This window comes from uncultured Merdimonas sp., assembly GCF_963929015.1.
Classification (GTDB): Bacteria; Bacillota; Clostridia; order Lachnospirales; family Lachnospiraceae; genus Merdimonas.
In genome coordinates this window covers 186,827-200,471 of sequence record NZ_CAWVHE010000003.1, presented here as the reverse complement: position 1 = coordinate 200,471, position 13,645 = coordinate 186,827, and the positions used below count along the sequence as shown (strand labels likewise).

Sequence of the window (13,645 nt, the reverse complement as noted above, 5' to 3'; positions counted from 1 at the left end):
TCTTCTTTCCCATTTCTTTCCCATAATATCTTTTTATTCTACATCAAGTTCAAACCAGAATTCAACACCATTGTCATAATTCTTCACGCCATATTCCTGATGAAAAGACTCCATGATGGCCTTTACGATAGACAGCCCTATGCCATTTCCTCCATATTCCCTGGTGTGGGCTTTGTCCACTTTATAAAACTTCTCCCAGATATGACAAAGGTCGGATTCCGGGATTGGTTTCCCTGTGTTAAAGACGCTTGCCCTTGCTTTCTTTCCTTCTTTTACAATCTTTACTTCTACAACTTTTTCCGCCGCCGCATGATGGATGGCATTGCTGACATAATTACGGATCACCTGCTCGGTCTTAAACTCATCCGCCCACACATAGACCGGCTCTTCCTGACCAAAGACCATTCGTATTCCCTCCTGGGACGCCAGGATCTCCATACTCTGTAAGACTCCCCGGATCAGCGCCGCCAGATCAAAGCGTGTAAATTCGATGTCCTCATCGCCAAATTCCAGCTGATTCAGAGTCAGCAGATTTTTCACCATCTGGTTCATCTTCATGGCTTCGTCCATGATCACATCACAGTAAAATTCCCTGCTCTCCGGATCGTCGCTGATCCCGTCTTTAAGCCCTTCTGCGTACCCCTGGATCAGTGCGATGGGCGTCTTCAGTTCATGAGAAACATTTCCCAGAAATTCATTCCGCATTTCTTCCAGCTTCTCTTTCTGTTCAATATCCTTCAAAAGGCTGTTATTTGCCTTTTTCAATTCCGAGATCGTCTGCTCCAGTCTGAAGGACATGCGGTTAAAATTCGCGCCCAGCTCTCCGATCTCATTTTGACCTCCGCTGGTATATTTTGCTTCAAAATTCAGATTGGCCATCTGATCTGACAACTTAGCCAGTTCCAGGATCGGATCTGTCAGCTTTTTAGAAAAGTACCAGACCAGAATGCCGCCGATCACGATCAGAACACTGCCGATATATATCAGGAAACGATTGGAGATGGCCGCGCTTTCGCGCATACTTTCCAGGGGACTTCTCATCAGGAACTGACTCCCGTCTTTAAATTTTCCCCACATAACCAGATACTCTGTCTCATTCCATGGATCTCTTGCCTGAAGCATCTGATACGAATCCGTGCTTTCCAGGATCTGCCCACTTTTCTGTGCCTGATTGATCACATATCCCAGCAGCTGATTCAGCAGCATTTCTTCATTATGGACATTCGTATATTTTTTCCCGCTTCTTTGGTCCAGGATCAGAAATGACATGTTGTTGCGTTCCGCCTGCTTCAGGAGCTCACTGGTAGAGCCCTCTTCTTCATAAGCCTGTTCTTCAACCAGCTGCCCCAGCCCGTCATACATTTCCCGGAAGCTTTTCTCCTTATTCGTAATATAGTAAGGTTCGAGAAATGTGACGTTGATGACAAGAAGGGCCGCCAGCATGCACACCAGAAGCGCAATAAAGATGGCGATCATCTGCCGCCTGACTGAATACTTCATTTACGCGTCCACCTCGAATTTGTAACCCATTCCCCAGATGGTTTTTATATAGCTACCCTTTTCACCCATTTTACTCCGCAGTTTTTTCACATGCGTATCAATAGTCCTGGCATCCCCGAAATAATCATAATTCCATACATTGTTAAGGATCTTTTCCCTGGAAAGCGCAATCCCCTGATTTTCCAGAAAATAAGCAAGCAGCTCAAATTCTTTATAGCTAAGCTCAATCTCTTTGCCGTCAATCTTGACCTGATGAGCGGACTTATCCACCGTAATGCCTCCGGCTGTCAGGACTTCTCCTGCGCCCATGCCATGGCTGCGTCTTAACAGAGCCCCGACTCTTGCTACCAGAATCTTCGGGCTGAAAGGCTTGGAAATGTATTCGTCTACCCCCAGCTTAAATCCCTGCAGTTCGTCCCGCTCTTCCGCCCTTGCCGTCAGCATGATCACCGGTATCTGAGAACTTTGCCGAATCTCCCGCAAAGTCTGCCACCCGTCCATTTTGGGCATCATAACATCCAGAATAACCAGCGCGATCTCCTTTTCTTCATAAAAAATATCCATAGCTTCCACGCCGTCTGCCGCTTCCAGAACTTCATATCCCTCCCGCTCCAGGAAATCCCGGACCAGTTTCCGCATACGGCTTTCATCATCTACAACCAGTATTTTTAAATTTTCCATACTTTTGCCCTCCATTTTATCTTATCATAACAGAGACCTGTGACATTTCTGTGATCATTATACCACACGCGCAGGGAAGGAAGCGACGCCGCAGGCGGCATTTACTTCCCAAGCCGTGGCTTGCCGGTAGAATCCCCGCGCAGCGGGGCGGCCCAATGCAATTGGGCCGGATTGCACTCATGTGCAATCATTATACCACACGCGCAGGGAAGGAAGCGACGCCGCAGGCGGCATTTACTTCCCAAGCCGTGGCTTGCCGGTAGAATCCCCGCGCAGCGGGGCGGCCCAATGCAATTGGGCCGGATTGCACTCATGTGCAATCATTATACCACACGCGCAGGGAAGGAAGCGACGCCGCAGGCGGCATTTACTTCCCAAGCCGTGGCTTGCCGGTAGAATCCCCGCGCAGCGGGGCGGCCCAATGCAATTGGGCCGGATTGCACTCATGTGCAATCATTATACCACGCGCGCAGGGAAGGAAGCGACGCCGCAGGCGGCATTTACTTCCCAAGCCGTGGCTTGCCGGTAGAATCCCCGCGCAGCGGGGCGGCCCAATGCAATTGGGCCGGATTGCACTCATGTGCAATCATTATACCACGCGCGCAGGGAAGGAAGCGACGCCGCAGGCGGCATTTACTTCCCAAGCCGTGGCTTGCCGGTAGAACTCCCCGCGCAGCGGGGCGGCCCAATGCAATTGGGCCGGATTGCACTCATGTGCAATCATTATACCACAAAAACAGCAGCCGTCTACGTCTGTGTTTTACGCAGCAGCTGCTGTTTATCCTCTTTCTTATCCTATATTTTTTTGCGTGCCAGCCACACTGCTCCCGCAAGTGCGGCCAATCCGGCTGCCATCATAACGTATATTCCTGCCGGTGTTTCTCCTCCTGTCACCGGAAGTTGAAACGAAGCGTGATTTGTAATCTCATAAGTATGATCATAGAATAAATACAGCTTTTCTTCCGGCGCATAAACACATTGGCTTTTATCAACCTTTTTATCTTCCACTTCCTGTTCAGACATCTTAAGCGGAATCGTTATGGTCAGCGGCTCCTTCAACAAAGTATGTCCTTTTGCTGTCTGAATCTCTGTAATTGTATAAACGCCCGGCGCAAGATCCGCAAATAAAACTTCTCCATTTTCTCCGGTATCTTTCTTTTCCATACGTTTTCCCCTTTTGTCCTGCAATTCAAACACAGCTCCGGCAAGAGGCGTTTTCCCGTCCATATCCAGTTTACGGATCTTCACGCTTCCTTTTAGCAAAGTATTCTCAATCGCGTATGAATAGTCCCCCGTCTGACGGATCTTTGAATGATATCCGGTGATTTCTTTCTCTTCTACCGTATATTGATACATCTTTCCTTTCGCATCATACTTTTCCAGATTTTGAAATGTCCCCTTCCATCCTGCCTTTTCTGTTAATTTCATTGTCTGGATTTTTTCCCCGTTTCTTAGGAGAAAAATCTCTGCTTCTTTTGGCCTGTCCGGATCGTCTTCGTCTTTCCATATTTTTTCCACCTGCACTTTTATATATTCAATTTGAAACAGGACCGACGCCCCTTCCGTTTGGATCCTCAAAACATTATCCTGGTTCTGAAGGATCTCTGCATCAGAGGATTGTACAGAAGGGGGCACGCTTCCACCTGCTTCTGCCGTGGTGATCGCCGCTTTCTCAGTAAGAATTGCTACGCCAGTCTGCCTGGAAAGAATCCGTCCCATTTCATCCACCTCATAGATATAATAAGTCCCCGGTTCCAGATCACTGATCCTGGCTGTCCCTGCAGTTTCCCCTGCTTTCACTGTCAAATACGTCTCTCCGGCAATATCTTTTACATACTCCTTCGTCTCCTTTTCTTTCGTACAGACAAAACGATACTTCGTATCTTTCTCGAAAACAGCGCCTTCTATGGATTTATTTACTGTAATATCCGGTTTTTTCTGTCTGTTAAAAATGATGCTGGGAGCAGACATTGTCTGTTCCAAAATACGTTCCGGCTCCTGCGTCGTCGTATAAGTCAGCTTCTGTTCCTCATTAGAGACCATTGCCTTATCAGCCCCGTCCGTAGAATTCTGGTAATCCCCGTAGCAAATGGGAAACGACATCTCATGGCCCGTCTCCTGATATCCTCCGTCTGTCAGCTCTCCGATATGCCAGTATATGGTCCTGCTATCCCTGACGTAAATATACTGCGCTCCATGAAGGGCTGCCTGATATACTTCCAGCGGCACTCCTTTTTCTTTTCCTCTCCCGTTCCGTCCAGCACTTTCCACCCGGAAGATAATTTCCTTTCATCCAGTGAGAACGGAGCGCTTAACTGATCTGTATAAAAAGCGTCTTTTCCCTGGATATCTATCACATATTGCCGGTCGATCCGGTCCATGATCTCTTTTTTCAACTGTTCAAAATCACTGGTAACCCTGGCATATGCGGCAGTTCCGGTAGAATCTGTCTGATCCATCCGCTGCTTCAATCCGGTCTGGTCATACTGATTCACCCCTACCCCGCAGGCATAAATGGTTACCCCCGGAATCTTCCGGAGCCTGGCGATCTCATTTTCTCCGTTAATTCTGGGATTTTCACTGTCCAGAGACGTTCCTACGGTTCCCTGTGGCATACCGTCTGTCAGAAACACGATCAATGTATCCTTTTGTGCATCCTCCAGACTGCGCCCTTCCAACAGCGCCAACGCCTCCTGAAACGCTATTGCCCAATTCGTCCCGTCATAAGTAAACGCATGATCGATCTGATCCTTCAATTGTTTCTGGTCTGTCGTAAAACCAATCTCCGTCACACCCTCCTGCCTGGTCATACGGCCTGCATTATCAATATACAATCCATCTGCCGAACCGTTTGCATGTGCGTTATCCCAGTTTCCCTGTTTGGGCACATCCCCCCAAAAGGGAATATAAGCAACCTGATTGTCCGGGTTGAAAGCAAAGATCTGTGTCAGAAGCGTGTTCATAAAATCCTGTGATTTTGCCAGACGGTCATTGGTCTGACATTGCTGCATGGCACAGGTACTTAAGATCCATTTCCCGCCATGTTTGATCATCTGTGTCACATCCAGAAAATAAGCAGGCTGCTCTTCTGACGGATAATTCTTTTCTCCTTTTTCATCATAATAGACTCCCCGGGTCATCCGGACAACTCTTCTTCCCTCGGCAAGATATTGATTTCTTGCTTCATCCCGCGAGATCATCTGATAGTGATGCAGATCCGTCTTCGCTATGTTATAAAGATTATTTCCCTGAACCATAGACCAGGCCGGAAGCCCGGTGGCAGGATCCGTTTCTGTCAGCAGGTAATAGTGAGCATCCTCCTGACAGGGAGAATTATAGCTCATCTCTCCGTTGTGCATCCAGCCTTCTCTGTACCCTGGATATCCGGAATCTGCATCTTTAAAAAGAAGCCTTTGCATATAGTTTTCTTCCGTTGCGATATCGCTGACGGTTTCCGACCACCCGTAAGAATTTTGAATCGGATACCACAGGACTGCATCCGGAGTTCCCCATCCGCGGCGCACCACTTCCAGATTGTATCCGTAATTCGCATCCATAGAGCCGGACTTGTCCTGAATCAGTATGACATTCATGTCTTCTGTCCCCTGAATCATTCCGGAGTTTGACCGATATTGAAGCGTCACTTTTCCGTTTCCATTTGATGGGTCCACCCATTGTGTCCTCTTCCGGATATCTGTCGTCAGATTCCGGACATCCGGAACCGACATCAGACTGATCCTGGAATCTGTTCCTTTTTGCATGTACCGGTCATAGTATTGCGCCTGGCCTGGTTCTTCCTTTACGCAGGGCTCCCTGTCTCCTTCATCTGCCTCAGGCCTGCCGTATTCCACACTCCCATCTTCTCGAAGAATCTTTCCGTTTTCGATAGAAACGATACTGTTTACCGCATCTGTTGCCAACACTGACTGTACATATCCGCAGATCAGCACGCAAAAAAGTATAGTCAGAAAAAAGGCAGAAAGTTTCCGTTTATGTTTCATATATTCACCCGCCGTATACACAGCTTTTCCTTTCTATATCAGCATCTACTCCCAGATTCTGTCATTTTTCACTCCATTCCGACGCCATCGAAAAAATGTCACCCCAAGAAAACCAGTCAGAAAGGCTGCCAGGCTGATCCAAAGAGCATGAAGATATTCTCTCATCCATTCAGACCCTCTGTCTTTCGCGCTATCTGCCGCTTCGTTTTTCACCTTTTCAGGATCGCTGACTCTTTCTCCCCTGACCAGCAGACGATGCGAGTTCACCCCATATGGGGTGCATGTAACCAGTGTACAGTAATCTTTCCCGCTTTCAATATACAAGTCCGACAGATCTGCAGGTCTTACGATTTTGATCTGATCCGTTTCATAGGCCAATGTTTCTCCCCAGATATGCAGGAAAAAAACATCTCCTTTTTCCATTGCGGTAAGATCCGTAAAAAGTTTTGCCCGACCAATTCCCGTGTGTCCGGTCAATACGCTGTGTGTACTCTCTCCTCCGACCGGCAGCGACGTTCCGTACAGATGGCCCGCCCCTTTTTGCAGCACTTCTTCTGTGGTCCCGTGATAAATCGGCAGCCTTACCCCTATAACCGGGATCTCAATACTTCCCATAACGCCGTCTGCATCCGCAGACAACACAGAGCAATAATTTTCTTTCTTTTCTCCGGGAATCGCTGCAATAAAAGGATCCGTCAGACGGACATTCCCGCAAGCCAGAGACTCATTATATTGATAAGCCTCCCTGAGGATTCTTTTTTTCCCACTGGCGTTCATGTTTTCTGCTGTCTCCGCAATCTCTTTTACATAAGAACCTGCGCGAACCTCAAACATAAGATTAGAAAGGAACGGATAACCCATGAGCCCTGCCGCAAGAAGAAACAGCAGCAGCACCTGAAAAGTTCTCCCCCTCCTCCTGTTCTTTTTCATGCTGTCTTTTTCTTCTTTCTGTTCTTTTTGGATTTCTTTGTAACCAGAATCACTCCAGCCAGCGCGGATCCGCATCCTGCCAGTGTAAATATAAGGCTTCCCCAGCCTCCTGTCTGCGGCAGGCGAAAAGATCGGGTATTCAGAACAGCCAGCTCTACTCTCGCATTCGGAGATTCTTCCCCATGATCCCGGTATATACTCATCTGCGCCTTTTTCTGATCCACCGTTGCAGCAGACGCAGTTCCCTCTCCTTTCGCCTCGTTAATTTCTATGATGACAGGCTCCTTTAGCAGAGAATACTGATCATCCGTAGCGATTTCTGTCAACGCATAAGTATCTGCTTCCAAACCGTTGATCAGAAGCCTTCCATCTGCCGCAGGCACAAAAACTGTCGCCTGGTCTTCATCTGTCGTCTTATGGCCGTCTGTAATGTAAAAGATCCCTTCTTCTTCGGAAACTGCAGTCATAAAATATCCATCTGTCATATTTTTCAAAAGAAACTGCACCTGTTCGGGATTTCCTTTCTCGCCGTCTTTTTCTTCAAATTCCTTTTGAAGATCCAGACCATACACATATACTTTTGCCTGGTCCGTCAGCGTATCCGTATCCTCTTTGCTCGTACGGCTCCAGGTAAGCTGCACCTCATTTTTGTTTCCCTTATCTCCCAGTACAGTTGCAGCATCTGAATCAATCGTACAGGAATACGCCACTGTCAGATACATACCGGAACGTAACGGATTGATTTCCGCAAGACCGTTTTCTGTAATGTGGATCATCGCTTCCTGTTCACTGTATTCCACATAAAAATTAGGAGAATCCTTTCCCCAGACATCCAGCGCATTTTCTGTGCGGTTCATCCTTGCGTCTTCTTCATTTTTATAAAAGTAAATGGAAAAATCTTGATTGTATGTCAGACCGACATCTATTTTGTCATGAAATGTATACTTACTTAGATATGTTGCTTCAGATGTGATACCCGGAAGATGTGAGACAAACAGATACTCCATCACATCTCCTTCTGACCCGGTGGCCGTATCCTCATATGGTTCCTGCGGATCATTATCGTCTTCTTGCTTTACAAGCTTGTCCAGCTCCGGTTCATCTGTCTGGTTCTTCGGATATACATCTACGTCATAAAACCAGCTGTCCCCCGCTTCATCTGTCATCGGCAGGGAGAGAAAAAAAGGATTCGTTGTCAGATATACGCCTGGCGGCACTTTTGTCTCTGTGATCAGATAAAGTCCCTGTGCAAGATCTTCCGCCCGTGTTTCTCCATTTTCATCTGTCAGCTCCATCTCCTGTTTCCCCGGGGATGCCGCCAAAAACCGTTCCAGCCTGTTCTTCCCTTCTGCGCCGTCAGCCAGCGTATCCGCCAGCGCCACATTTAACTCTGTTGAAGTATATTTTCCGTCCCCTCCGCCATCCGTAAGATCCAGCGCCATCTCAAGAGCGTCCGGGATATCATATACCAGCTGGAATCTGTTCTCCTGCCGGTCTGTATGGATGTCTCCCACCTTCAGATAGGTAAAGCCAACCCCCTCCAACGCATAATCTTCCAGCGCCTTTTCCACTGTCTCATCCTTTTGTCCATCGGATGAAAATCCGGCAGTCTCCGGATCCACCCCATCGCTTTTTGCTGCGCTTAAATCATATTTGTGGATCGTAAAGGCAGCCCTGGCATCTGGATCGATCACATCTGAAGGAGCGGCCCTGACGCCGGCGACAGATGTCGCTGCAACCACTGCACTTAATACGAACATTCCCAACTTCCTTTTCCGATATCGCTTCATCTTTGTTGCTCCTCTCCTTTTATCGTTCATTTATCTTCCGCCTTCTGGATTTCCCCACCCCATCTTCATCACCTCCTTTTCCGGATCCGTTTCATCGTATAACGATTATAGCATTTAACGCCTAATTAATCAATAGATAATTAGTTGTTTTCAGCTAATTATTGCGAATGCTTTTTAAAATCAACCATCCGGCAGCCACACATACAACAACAGGCAGCAGCCCTTCCACCATCCTTTTCACATTTCCGAAAGAAACTGCTCCTTTCTGCAGATTGTGCCCCAGGGCAGCCTCCGGCGCTAACGCAGACCTCTCCTGCCGCCCGCCTGTAATGCGCTCGCACAGAACCAGATATCTGTATCTTCCTCCTCCGCCATAAGGATGGCAGGATATCAGCGTAAGACGATCCTTGTCCGGACAGATCTTCAGATCCTCCCAGTCGCACGGGTCAATAACTTTTGTCTCCACTGCCTGGTATCTTAATGTTTCCCAGGGAGTCACAAGGGTCACCTCTGACCCTTCTTTCATATGATCAATATACTGAAAGAAAGGACTTCCCCGGTACCCCCTGTGTCCGGCGATCACACAGTTTGTTCCCGCGCCGCCCAGCGGCATGCTGGTCTGATCCATTATGGCTGCTCCCCTTGCCAGATGTTCCCCGGTGGCTCCCGGAAATACCGGCAGACAGACGCCCATATCCGGAATCTCTATATATCCCAGCGCTCCGTCCGTCTCCTCCAGACACTCTGCTGCGGATAAAAAGCCAGGAACCTTTTCCTCTTCCTGAAAATTCTGTCCTTCCAGACACAACTTCTGATTATACAGCCGCATCGCTTCATATAATTCCGGCATCCGCTCCATTTTACTTCTCTGCCCGGTTCCGGACTCTTCCGGCCATTCGACCATAGTATCTACCGTGCGGCAGATCCTGTAATCCTGATATTTCGGATACAGAAAGCAGACCAGTCCACACAGGATACAAAGACAGCCGATCCCACGCCGCAGAATTTTCCCCATTTTTCTCCCTTCTTTCCTTATCCGTTTTTGATTAAGAAAGATTATAATTGTTTATCATCTTTATTTCAATATTTTTTCGCAGTTTACGACTATTTTTTTGTTGTTATTAAGGAAATCAGGGAGTATAATAATAAGAAAAAACAATAGGAAAGGACTGAAAATATGAGACCATCCCCACAGGAAGCCGATCGTTTACTGGGAAAACGGCTGCAACAGTTCCGGAAAGAACAACATATCTCTCAAAGCGAGATCGCTGATTACTGCCAGGTGTCTTTAAGTTATATTTCCACAATGGAACGAGGGATCCATCGCTGCAATCCCATGGTACTCATGGGCTACTCGCAGAAACTCAATATTTCCCTGGATACTTTGTGTAAACTGGACCCTCCGGACAGTCAGGCACGTTCACAGATACTGCCGGAACTTTCAGAAATGTTGTCTGAGCTGTCAGAACAGCAGCAGAACGCTCTGCTCTGCTTTCTCAAGACAATAAAAGACAACTAAAAATAAGGACAGCAAATGCTGTCCTTATCGCCAAGTGGACCTGGCGGGAATCGAACCCGCGTCCGAAAGCCCATCCATCAGGGCATCTCCCATCACAGTCATTATTTTAACATTCCCTCCGTCTGTCACCTAATGACAGGTTACAGACATCAGTAGCTTCATATACTCTTCCATCTCCTCAAAGCTTTGGAGGTGAAGTGCTCCGCCTCGTTGAAGCCGGCGACTTAAGCAGCGGATGACCTAAGGCCGACTACTGCCAGATTAGGCAGCGTACGCTAACTGTCTATCGTCTGCGTTTATATTTAGATGGAACTTTTAACGTAGTGTCCCGCTACGGATGGCTTCCCCAACTTCCAGACCCCCGTCGAAACCAGTACAAGCCCTGAACTGTCTCTCCTGGTGTGCAGACGTGATCTTTATGTCACTCTCATTATATGCGCGGTCAGTTTTCTTTGTCAAGGAGATTTTCGGCCTCTTATCCGTTCTTATTCGCCTTCTTTTTCAGGGAATCCGGCCTCCAAAGACTCTTTCGCTTCTTCTTCGTCCTTCAATTTGAAGATCTTGACGGTTCCTGTCCGGTTCAGATGCATTAAAAGAGACAATCCAATCGGAAATCCGAATAATCCTACTACTCCAAACAGCTGAACTCCTGCAAACATACTAACCAGAGTCACCACCGGATGCAGGCCGATCTGGCTCCCCACTATTTTCGGCTCAATAATATTACGCACGATTGTAATAAAAATATAGAGGCCGAACAATTTCAACGCCATCGGATAATCTCCCAGAATCGCCGTGATCACTGCCCAGGGGATCATAATCCCCCCTGTCCCCAGCACCGGAAGGATATCAAAGATCGCAATGCAAAGAGCGATCAGAAGGGCATAATCTACGCGGAACAGTGACAGGCCAAGAAACAACTCCATAAAGGTAATGCTCATGATCAGCGCATAGGAACGGATACACACAAACAGTGTGCCCACCACATACTTCTGTACCTGCAGAAAAATATCTCTGGCCCACCCGTTTAACTGGCGCATGCAAAAACCGGTCAGCCGTTCATAATCCATGGCAATAAAAAAGGTAGAGATGACCATCAGAAGCATCTTAATAAACAGCATCGGCAAAGAGGACGCCACGTCTGAGATTGCTTCCATACTGGTCAGCGACAGATTGGAAACAATGCTTCTGAGAGACTGCATAAACTGGCTCCACAGATAATCCACCGTATCCAGAATATTGGAATCTGCCTGTTCCAGCGCCTGTTCCAGCTGATCAAACAGGTCCGTCAGCACCGGATTCATATAGATCCGGAAGATCGACGGCAGCCGCTGAACAAGGTCGGTGGCGAATGAAAAGGCCCGAATGCTGGCAAGCACAAGAAAGGTACCTATCGTGCCGTAAAAAAGCAGAACCATAAGAACGGCTGCCAGCTTTTTGGGGATTTTTGTTTTTCTTGCAATAAAATTGATCGGATGCTTCAAGATATAAGCGATAAAAAGCGCGGCCACAAAAGGGAACAGCAATGTCAGCGCAAATTGCAGCGCAAAGAAAATCGCGGCAATGATAATTGCAAAATATAAGAAATTTATGATAAATTTTTTCCGTTTTTCCATTCCAAGATTCCGCCCCTCTTTTTTATCAGCCTATTCCTTCCTTTATAAAAGAATACACAATATTAAGAATATCGGAGATAATCGGACGTGTCAACAACATGAATGCAATTTCGGCATTTTTTTAACAGTATTATGTGTTCACACTTTTTTCACAAAAGTTTTAGCACTCACCTCTTTACACTGCTAACAATATGTGTTATAGTACATACAGAACAAAAGAAAACCACTTGAGATAACTTCAAGAGTGCTGATGGTATTTGTTTTCATAATGAAAGGAGAAATGACTTATGATGATGCCTAGTATTTTTGGAGAAAACTTATTTGATGATGATTGGATGGATTTCCCATTTGACCGGTTCGACAGAGAATTCTTCGGACGCAAAAACCCATTGTATGGAAAGCATGCAAAGAATATGATGAAGACCGATATCCGGGAACACGATGAAGGTTATGAACTGGACGTGGACCTGCCCGGATTCAAGAAAGATGAGATCAGCGTACAGCTGAACAACGGCTACCTGACCATCTCCGCTTCCAAGGGTCTTGACAAAGACGAGCAGGACAAGAAAGGCAAATATATCCGCAAGGAGCGTTATGCCGGGGCAATGCAGAGAAGCTTCTATGTAGGCGATGCTGTGGAGCAGTCCGATGTGAAAGCAAAGTTTGAGGACGGTATCCTGAAACTTTGCATCCCCAAAAAAGATGCTAAAGCCGTAGAAACCCGGAACAGCATCGCGATCGAAGGTTAAAATTCCGGGGACAGCAAAAGCTGTCCCCGATCACATAGAATTTCTATCCATGCAGACAATAACCAAAAAATCATAAATCAGATTCAGGGAGGTAATTATTATGTTACTTGCAAACAGAGGTTTTAACAGTTTATTTGACGATATGTTTGATGATCCGTTCTTCACCCGCTCTTACAGCGGTACATCCAGCCAGGTTATGAAAACGGATATCCACGAAAAAGACAACAACTATATGGTAGAAATGGAACTGCCGGGATATGCAAAGGAAGATATCAAGGCCGACTTAAAGGACGGATATCTTACCATTACTGCTCACAAGAATGAGACCAAGGAAGAAAAAGACGCCCGCGGAAAATGTATTCACAAAGAGCGATATACCGGCACCTGCAACCGCAGCTTTTATGTGGGAGATGAAGTTACCCAGGACGACATCAAGGCCGCTTTTAAGGACGGAGTCCTGACCCTGCAGATCCCAAAAGAAGTGCAGCACGAAGAAGAACAGCCTAAGCTGATTACAATCGAATAATTTTTTCTCTTCATGTTCTAAAAAAACTACCGGCGATACGAAACCGCCGGTAGTTTTTTATTGTGACTGCCATCCTGTTATTCCTCGTCTTCATCCTCCAGCCCCAGGATCTCTGCCAGCACCTCAATGATAATCTCATTGGTACAGGATTTCACATATCCCATCATATGTATGGAGATCTCGTCCTGCTTCTGTGCCTCTGTCAGATTGGTGTTCCGGTGTGTCTGATTGATAAGCTGGACCAGATGGGGCGTCAGCTCCTCATATACTTCCTTCGTAGTCTCTGTCACCAGAGTTCTTAAATCCTCTTTCTTTACAGGTACCATACTCTTC

12 protein-coding genes and 1 other RNA gene are annotated in these 13,645 nt (G+C 47.0%); 3 read left to right on the top strand and 10 right to left on the bottom strand.

Annotated features, from left to right (window positions below):
• Positions 1–33: 33 nt before the first annotated feature.
• The 7 genes from ABGT54_RS01775 to ABGT54_RS01745 form a co-directional block, all read right to left on the bottom strand.
• Positions 34–1,500 carry a HAMP domain-containing sensor histidine kinase gene (locus tag ABGT54_RS01775; protein ID WP_346662575.1) on the bottom strand — a complete coding sequence of 489 codons (1,467 nt, stop codon included), beginning with the start codon at positions 1,498–1,500 and terminating at the stop codon, positions 34–36.
• The gene (locus tag ABGT54_RS01770) at positions 1,501–2,181 is read right to left on the bottom strand and encodes a response regulator transcription factor (protein WP_346662574.1); all 681 of its coding nucleotides are present in this window, start codon (positions 2,179–2,181) and stop codon (positions 1,501–1,503) included.
• 795 nt (positions 2,182–2,976) lie between these two features.
• Positions 2,977–4,410: a Cna B-type domain-containing protein gene (locus ABGT54_RS01765; protein ID WP_346662573.1), complete on the bottom strand. Its 1,434-nt coding sequence runs from the start codon at positions 4,408–4,410 to the stop codon at positions 2,977–2,979.
• Positions 4,317–6,182, bottom strand: coding sequence for a vWA domain-containing protein (locus tag ABGT54_RS01760; RefSeq protein WP_346662572.1), 1,866 nt, complete (start codon positions 6,180–6,182; stop codon positions 4,317–4,319). The genes ABGT54_RS01765 and ABGT54_RS01760 overlap by 94 nt, the downstream gene beginning before the upstream one ends.
• Before the next feature lie 45 nt (positions 6,183–6,227).
• Positions 6,228–7,112 (bottom strand): class C sortase, encoded by an 885-nt coding sequence (locus ABGT54_RS01755; protein ID WP_346662571.1) that lies wholly within the window; start codon positions 7,110–7,112, stop codon positions 6,228–6,230.
• Complete coding sequence (locus ABGT54_RS01750) at positions 7,109–8,932, bottom strand: SpaH/EbpB family LPXTG-anchored major pilin (RefSeq protein ID WP_346662570.1); 1,824 nt, start codon at positions 8,930–8,932, stop codon at positions 7,109–7,111. Before ABGT54_RS01750 ends, ABGT54_RS01755 begins: the two co-directional genes overlap by 4 nt.
• A 124-nt stretch (positions 8,933–9,056) precedes the next feature.
• Positions 9,057–9,917: a class C sortase gene (locus ABGT54_RS01745; protein ID WP_346662569.1), complete on the bottom strand. Its 861-nt coding sequence runs from the start codon at positions 9,915–9,917 to the stop codon at positions 9,057–9,059.
• 162 nt (positions 9,918–10,079) lie between these two features.
• Between ABGT54_RS01745 and ABGT54_RS01740 the strand changes: the two genes are divergently transcribed.
• Positions 10,080–10,421, top strand: coding sequence for a helix-turn-helix transcriptional regulator (locus tag ABGT54_RS01740; RefSeq protein ID WP_346662568.1), 342 nt, complete (start codon positions 10,080–10,082; stop codon positions 10,419–10,421).
• A gap of 32 nt (positions 10,422–10,453) precedes the next feature.
• Here ABGT54_RS01740 and ssrA read toward each other — a convergent pair.
• Positions 10,454–10,804: a transfer-messenger RNA gene (ssrA, locus tag ABGT54_RS01735) on the bottom strand.
• A 102-nt stretch (positions 10,805–10,906) separates the two neighbouring features.
• Entirely contained in the window at positions 10,907–12,037 is a 1,131-nt protein-coding gene (gene ytvI, locus ABGT54_RS01730; RefSeq protein WP_346662567.1) for a sporulation integral membrane protein YtvI, read from the bottom strand.
• A gap of 287 nt (positions 12,038–12,324) precedes the next feature.
• Between ytvI and ABGT54_RS01725 the strand changes: the two genes are divergently transcribed.
• Both ABGT54_RS01725 and ABGT54_RS01720 read left to right on the top strand, forming a co-directional pair.
• Positions 12,325–12,786, top strand: coding sequence for an Hsp20/alpha crystallin family protein (locus ABGT54_RS01725; protein WP_346662566.1), 462 nt, complete (start codon positions 12,325–12,327; stop codon positions 12,784–12,786).
• Positions 12,787–12,886: 100 nt separating this feature from the next.
• Positions 12,887–13,312: an Hsp20/alpha crystallin family protein gene (locus tag ABGT54_RS01720; protein WP_346662565.1), complete on the top strand. Its 426-nt coding sequence runs from the start codon at positions 12,887–12,889 to the stop codon at positions 13,310–13,312.
• Between the two features lie 77 nt (positions 13,313–13,389).
• Here ABGT54_RS01720 and ABGT54_RS01715 read toward each other — a convergent pair whose 3' ends face one another.
• The gene (locus tag ABGT54_RS01715) at positions 13,390–13,638 is read right to left on the bottom strand and encodes a hypothetical protein (RefSeq protein ID WP_346662564.1); all 249 of its coding nucleotides are present in this window, start codon (positions 13,636–13,638) and stop codon (positions 13,390–13,392) included.
• Positions 13,639–13,645 lie beyond the last annotated feature (7 nt).